At 66.6% G+C, this 5781-nt stretch carries 3 protein-coding genes; all 3 read left to right on the forward strand.

What is annotated here, in order from left to right:
* Positions 1–126 precede the first annotated feature (126 nt).
* Positions 127–1416, forward strand: a complete 1290-nt coding sequence (locus JWQ90_RS18500; RefSeq protein WP_299696483.1) for a carbohydrate porin — start codon at positions 127–129, stop codon at positions 1414–1416.
* Between the two features lie 101 nt (positions 1417–1517).
* The gene (mfd, locus tag JWQ90_RS18505) at positions 1518–4964 is read left to right on the forward strand and encodes a transcription-repair coupling factor (RefSeq protein WP_299696484.1); all 3447 of its coding nucleotides are present in this window, start codon (positions 1518–1520) and stop codon (positions 4962–4964) included.
* A gap of 5 nt (positions 4965–4969) precedes the next feature.
* Entirely contained in the window at positions 4970–5557 is a 588-nt protein-coding gene (locus JWQ90_RS18510; protein WP_299696485.1) for a CsiV family protein, read from the forward strand.
* Positions 5558–5781: the final 224 nt, after the last annotated feature.

A 5781-nucleotide genomic window follows, 5' to 3' on the forward strand; every position in this document is an offset into this window, starting at 1 on the left:
CAGTCGCGGGTATGACCCGCTCCTACAGTTCGGCTCCTTGTAGGAGCGGGTCATACCCGCGACTGCGAACTACCACCTTCTAGCTGCACCCAAATCAGCGGATCCAAATTCGCCAGAGGAGAACTCATGCTCGAATTCAACAAAATCGCCCTATTTACCGGCCTGATCGCGACGCTGACATCCAGCCTAGCCACCGCTCAAACCCTCGAAGACCGCGGCATCAAAATCCTCGGCAGCTACACCGGCGAATCCGCCGCAGTCGTCGACGGCGGCCTGCGCAACGGCAGCGCCTATGCCGGTCAGTTCTTCCTGGGCACCGATCTCGACATGCACAAGCTGATCGGCTGGGACGGCGCCGCGATCCACCTCTACGGCGCCGGCCGTCACGGCGACAACCTGTCGAGCGACGAGATCGGCAACAGCACTTCGGTGCAGGAAATCTACGGTGCGCAGACCGAGCGCCTGGCCAACTTCACGCTCGAGCAGAAGCTGTTCGACGACCGGCTGGTGCTGGAAGCCGGCCGCACCGTCGCCAACATCCATTTTCTCGGCTCGGATTTGTGCAACTACTTCCAGACCAATTCGGCCTGCGGCAATCCGACCTTCGTGTTCCGCACCAGCGGCTTCACCTACTGGCCGGTATCGAGCTGGGGCGGGCACGCCAAGTTGTGGATCACGCCCAGCGTCTACGCGCATGCCGGCGCCTATGAAGTCAATCCGCACCAGGCCGACGAAAATCAGCACGGCCTGGACTGGAGCACCGCCGACGCCGGCGGCGTGATCACGCCGTTCGCGCTCGGCTACAAAACCACGCCGGCCAACGACCGCCTGCCACGGATGGTTGAAATCGGCGGCTGGTACGACAGCTCCGACTATGCCGACCCGCTGCGCGACAGCGCAGGCACGCCGGCTGCGGTCAGTGGCAATGCCTACGCCGAACGCAGCGGCCGCTCCGGCGCATTCTTCCGCTTCGAGCAGCAGGTAACGAGGCCGAATCCTCAGAACGAGCGCGGCCTGATCCTGTTCGGCTCGGCGCTGGTCGGCATTCACGGCGAACTCGGCGAGGACCACTTCCTCGAACTCGGCCTGGTGCAGAAAGGTACGTTCCATGGCCGCGACCGCGACACCATCGGCTTCGTCATCGATCAGCAGCGCTACAGCGGCGAGGCGATCGAGAACCAGCGTCTGCTGCGCGCAAGTGCCGGCGGCAGCGGCTCGCCGCACGACGAGCAGATCATGATGGAGCTAAGTTACGGCATTCAGTTCAACCAGCAGCTGCGGCTGCAGCCCAACGTTCAGTACATCATCCACCCCGACCAGTTCGGCGATCCGTCACGGACGCGCAATCTGCCGAATGCACTGGTGGTTGGCCTGCGCGTGGATCTGTCGTTCCAGCTGTTTCGTAGGTTGGGGTGAGCGCAGCGAACCCCAACATTCGTCCGCGCTAACGTTGGGGTTCGCTGCGCTCACCCCAACCTACGGGTGCCCTGATGTAAAATGGCCGGCTTGAAGCGCCGATGAATCAGCCCGCAGACGACCACGCGACACCCCCCTCCCCGCCGGCGGTAGCGGCGCTGGCGGCCGTGCGCGCGGCGCAGGCACATCGCGGCCTGGTGCTGGCGATCGCCGGCGACGAGCGCGAGGCCTACCGGCTGGAAGACGAGTTGCGCTTCTTCGCCGGCCCGGATCTGACCGTGCTGCACCTGCCGGACACCGAGGTGCTGCCCTACGACCAGTTCTCGCCGCACCAGGAGATCCTGTCGAACCGGATGGCGGCGCTGTACCGGCTGCCGTCGACCCGGCGCGGCATCCTGCTGGTCACCGCCGATGCGCTGCTGACGCGCCTGCCGCCGCGCAGCTACCTCGAAGGCCGCGCGCTGCTGCTCAAGGTCGGCGAGCGCCTCGATCCGCAGGCGTTCCGCGAACGTCTGGTCGGCGCCGGCTACACCAGCGTCTCCGAGGTGCAGACCCAGGGCGAATTCGCAGTGCGCGGCGCGCTGATCGACCTGTTCCCGATGGGCTCGGAGACCGCGTACCGCATCGACCTGTTCGACGACGACATCGAATCGATCCGCAGCTTCGATCCGGAGACGCAGCGCTCGGTCGACAAGGTGAATGAAGTGCGGCTGCTGCCGGCGCGCGACTTCCCGATCGATCGCGAAGGCATCGAGATGTTCCGCCGCCGCTACCGCGAATATTTCCCTGGCGATCCGGCGCGCTCGCGCATCTACGCCGACGTCAGCAGGAAGCTGATGCCCAGCGGCATCGAAGCCTGGTTGCCGCTGTTCTTCGCCCAGACCGCGACGCTGTTCGACTATCTGCCGGCGGACACGCTGGTGGTGAAGCTGGCGAATCTCGACGTCGCCACCGCGGCCGACTGGTCGCAGATCAATGAGCGCTACGAGCGCCACCGCGGCGACATCGAGCGGCCGCTGATGAAGCCGGCCGATCTGTACCTCGGACCGGAAGACGCGCTGACGCGGCTGGCGACGCTGCCTCATGCGTCCGCGCAGATTCCCTGCGAGAACCTCGCCGAGGGCGAAGTCGAGCTGCGCGAGTGGCTGAAGAACACCCAGGACCGCGTGCTGTTCGTCGCCGAATCCGCCGGCCGGCGCGAAGCGCTGATCGACTGGCTCAAGCCGCTGGGCGTGCTGCCGCGCGAGCATGCGAACTGGTCGGGCTTCGCCGCCGACAAGAACCGCTACGGCATCACGCTCGGCCCGTTGCAGACCGGCTTCCGGCTCAGCGCCGACGCGGTCGCGCTGATCAGCGAGGCGCAGGTGTTCGGCCGCCGCACGCCGGCGGAATCACGCAGCCGTCGCACCAAGGTGCGCGATCCGGAAACCATACTGCGCGATCTGTCGAGCCTGGAGATCGGCTCGCCGGTGGTGCATGCGCAGCACGGCGTCGGCCGTTATCGCGGGCTGATCAAGCTCGACGCCGGCGGCATCGAGGCCGAATACCTGGTGCTCGAATATGCCAGCCGCGCCACCGCGGCCGAACGCAGCGACGCGGCCAGCGGCCGCAAGAACGCGCCGGGCACTTCGCGATCCGCGAATACCGACGCGCCCGGTGCCGGCGACAAGCTCTACGTGCCGGTCGGCTCGCTGCAGATGATTCATCGCTACACCGGCGCCGAGGACGACAAGGCACCGCTGCATTCCCTGGGCTCCGAGCGCTGGGAAAAAGTGCAGGCCAAGGCGCGCGAGAAGGCGCACGACGTCGCCGCCGAACTGCTGCAGATCCAGGCGCGGCGCGCCGCCAAGATCGGCATGAAGCTCGATCTGGACGAGGACGACTATCGCCGCTTCTGCGAAGGCTTCCCGTTCACCACCACTCAGGATCAGCAGACCGCGATCGACGCGGTGCTGGCTGATCTGCAGGTCGACAAGCCGATGGACCGCGTGATCTGCGGCGACGTCGGCTTCGGCAAGACCGAGGTCGCGCTGCGCGCCTGCTTCGCGGTCGCACGCTCGGGCCGGCAGGTTTGCCTGCTGGCGCCGACGACGCTGCTGGTTGCGCAGCACGAGAAGAATTTCCGCGACCGTTTCGCCGGCTGGCCGATCCGCGTCGCCGCGCTGTCGCGGCTGCGCACGACGAAAGAGCAGACACAGATTCTGAAAGAGGTCGAAGCCGGCACGCTCGACGTCGTCATCGGCACGCATCGGCTGCTGCAGGAAGACGTGAAATTCCGCGACCTGGGCCTGGTCGTGATCGACGAGGAACATCGCTTCGGCGTGCGCCACAAGGAGCGCCTGAAAAACCTGCGCGCCGAAGTCGACATGTTGACGCTGACCGCGACGCCGATCCCGCGCACACTCAACATGAGCATGGCCGGCCTGCGCGATCTGTCGATCATCGCGACGCCGCCGGCCTCGCGCCTGTCGATCAAGACCTTCGTCGCCGAGTGGGAACGCAACCTGGTGATCGAGGCGATCCAGCGCGAGCTGCGCCGCGGTGGCCAGGTCTACTACCTGCACAACGAGGTCGCCGACATCGCGCGCGTAGCCGACGACGTCTCCAAGATGGTGCCGGAAGCGCGCGTACGCTTCGCCCACGGCCAGATGCGCGAGCGCGATCTGGAGCAGGTGATGCTCGACTTCTACCACCAGCGTTTCAACGTGCTGGTCAGCACCACGATCATCGAATCCGGCATCGACGTGCCGACCGCGAACACGATCCTGATCGACCGCGCCGACAACTTGGGCTTGGCGCAGCTGCACCAACTGCGCGGCCGCGTCGGCCGCAGCCATCATCGCGCCTACGCCTACCTGATGGTGCCGAGCAAGCGCAGCCTGAGCGTCGATGCACAGAAGCGCCTCGACGCGATCGAGACTCTCGGCGAACTCGGCAGCGGCTTCGCGCTGGCCACGCACGACCTGGAGATCCGCGGCGCTGGCGAGCTGCTCGGCGAAGGTCAGTCCGGCCAGATCGAGGAAGTCGGCTTCACCATGTATGCCGAGTTGCTGGCGCGTGCGGTGCGTGCGCTGCGCTCGGGCAAGCTCGACGACCAGCCTTTCGGCGTCGCCGCCTGCGAAGTCGATCTCGGCGTCTCCGCGCTGCTGCCCGAGGACTACATCCCGGACATCCACACGCGGCTGATGTTCTACAAGCGCGTGTCCGAAGCCACCGACGAGAAGCAGCTCACCGAACTGAAGGTCGAGATGATCGACCGCTTCGGCCTGCTGCCGCCGGCCGCGGAACGCCTGTTCGACGCAGCGCGGCTGCGCGTGATGGGCGTGGCGCTGGGCATCACCAAGATCCGCGCCGGCGCCAAGGGCGCGAGCCTGGACTTCGGCCCTCAGCCGAAAATCGAACCGGCCAGGCTGATCCGGCTGATCCAGAAACAGCCTCGCGTCTACAAGCTCGAAGGGCAAAAACGCCTCAACATCACCGCGGTGCTGGACGCGCCCGAAAAGCGCGCCGACCAGATGGCCGCCCTGCTGAGTACACTCGCGCAATGATCAGAATGCCCCAGCCCGCCGGCCTCGCCCTGCTGCTGATGTTGCTGCTGAGCGTCAGCGCACCGGCCCGCGCCGAAACCTACCGCATGGACGTGATCCTGTTCGTCGATCTGTGGGCCTCGGGCAGCGAGGCCGGTTCCGCGCCGGAAGCATCCAACCTGAAAGGCGCGATCGACATCGACGACGTCGCGGCGCTGCGCGCTGCCGGCATCGAGATCCTGCCCGAAGACCAGTTCGGCCTGATGGACCAGTACAACCACCTGCGCTACAGCAAGCAGTTCAAGCCGCTGCTGCGGCTGGCCTGGACGCAGAAGGACCCGCCGCAGGAGCGCGGCCCCGGCATCCATATCCGGATCGGCGGCAGCGCCGCCGACGGCACGCCGCCGCTGGTGGACGGCAGCATCGCAATGCTGCTGAGCCGCTACCTGCATCTGGACGCCGACCTGCGCTACCAGCAGGACGGCCAGAGCTGGTCGCTGGACGAGCGCCGCAAAATGCGCCGCGACGAGGTCCACCACCTCGACAGCGCCAAGCTCGGCATCCTGGCCAACGTCAGCAAGGTCGGCGGCGGCGCGGAAGACGCGACACCGTAGTTCGCCGGCCGAAGCCATTCCCGACCGCGACCCGGGCGGGTCGTGACCCCAATGGCACTACCTTAAGAAGAAAAATCCCCTCTCCCGCTTGCGGGAGAGGGTGGCGCGGAGCGCCGGGTGAGGGGCTTCTTCCCGCCGAACAGCCCCTCATCCGCCCCTTCGGGGCAGCATCGAACGCAAGCGGGAGAAGGGACCGCAATGCTTAAGGTAGTGCCATTGGGGTC

Origin of the sequence: Hydrocarboniphaga sp. (assembly GCF_028291725.1) — a bacterium.
Taxonomy (GTDB): Bacteria; Pseudomonadota; Gammaproteobacteria; order Nevskiales; family Nevskiaceae; genus Hydrocarboniphaga.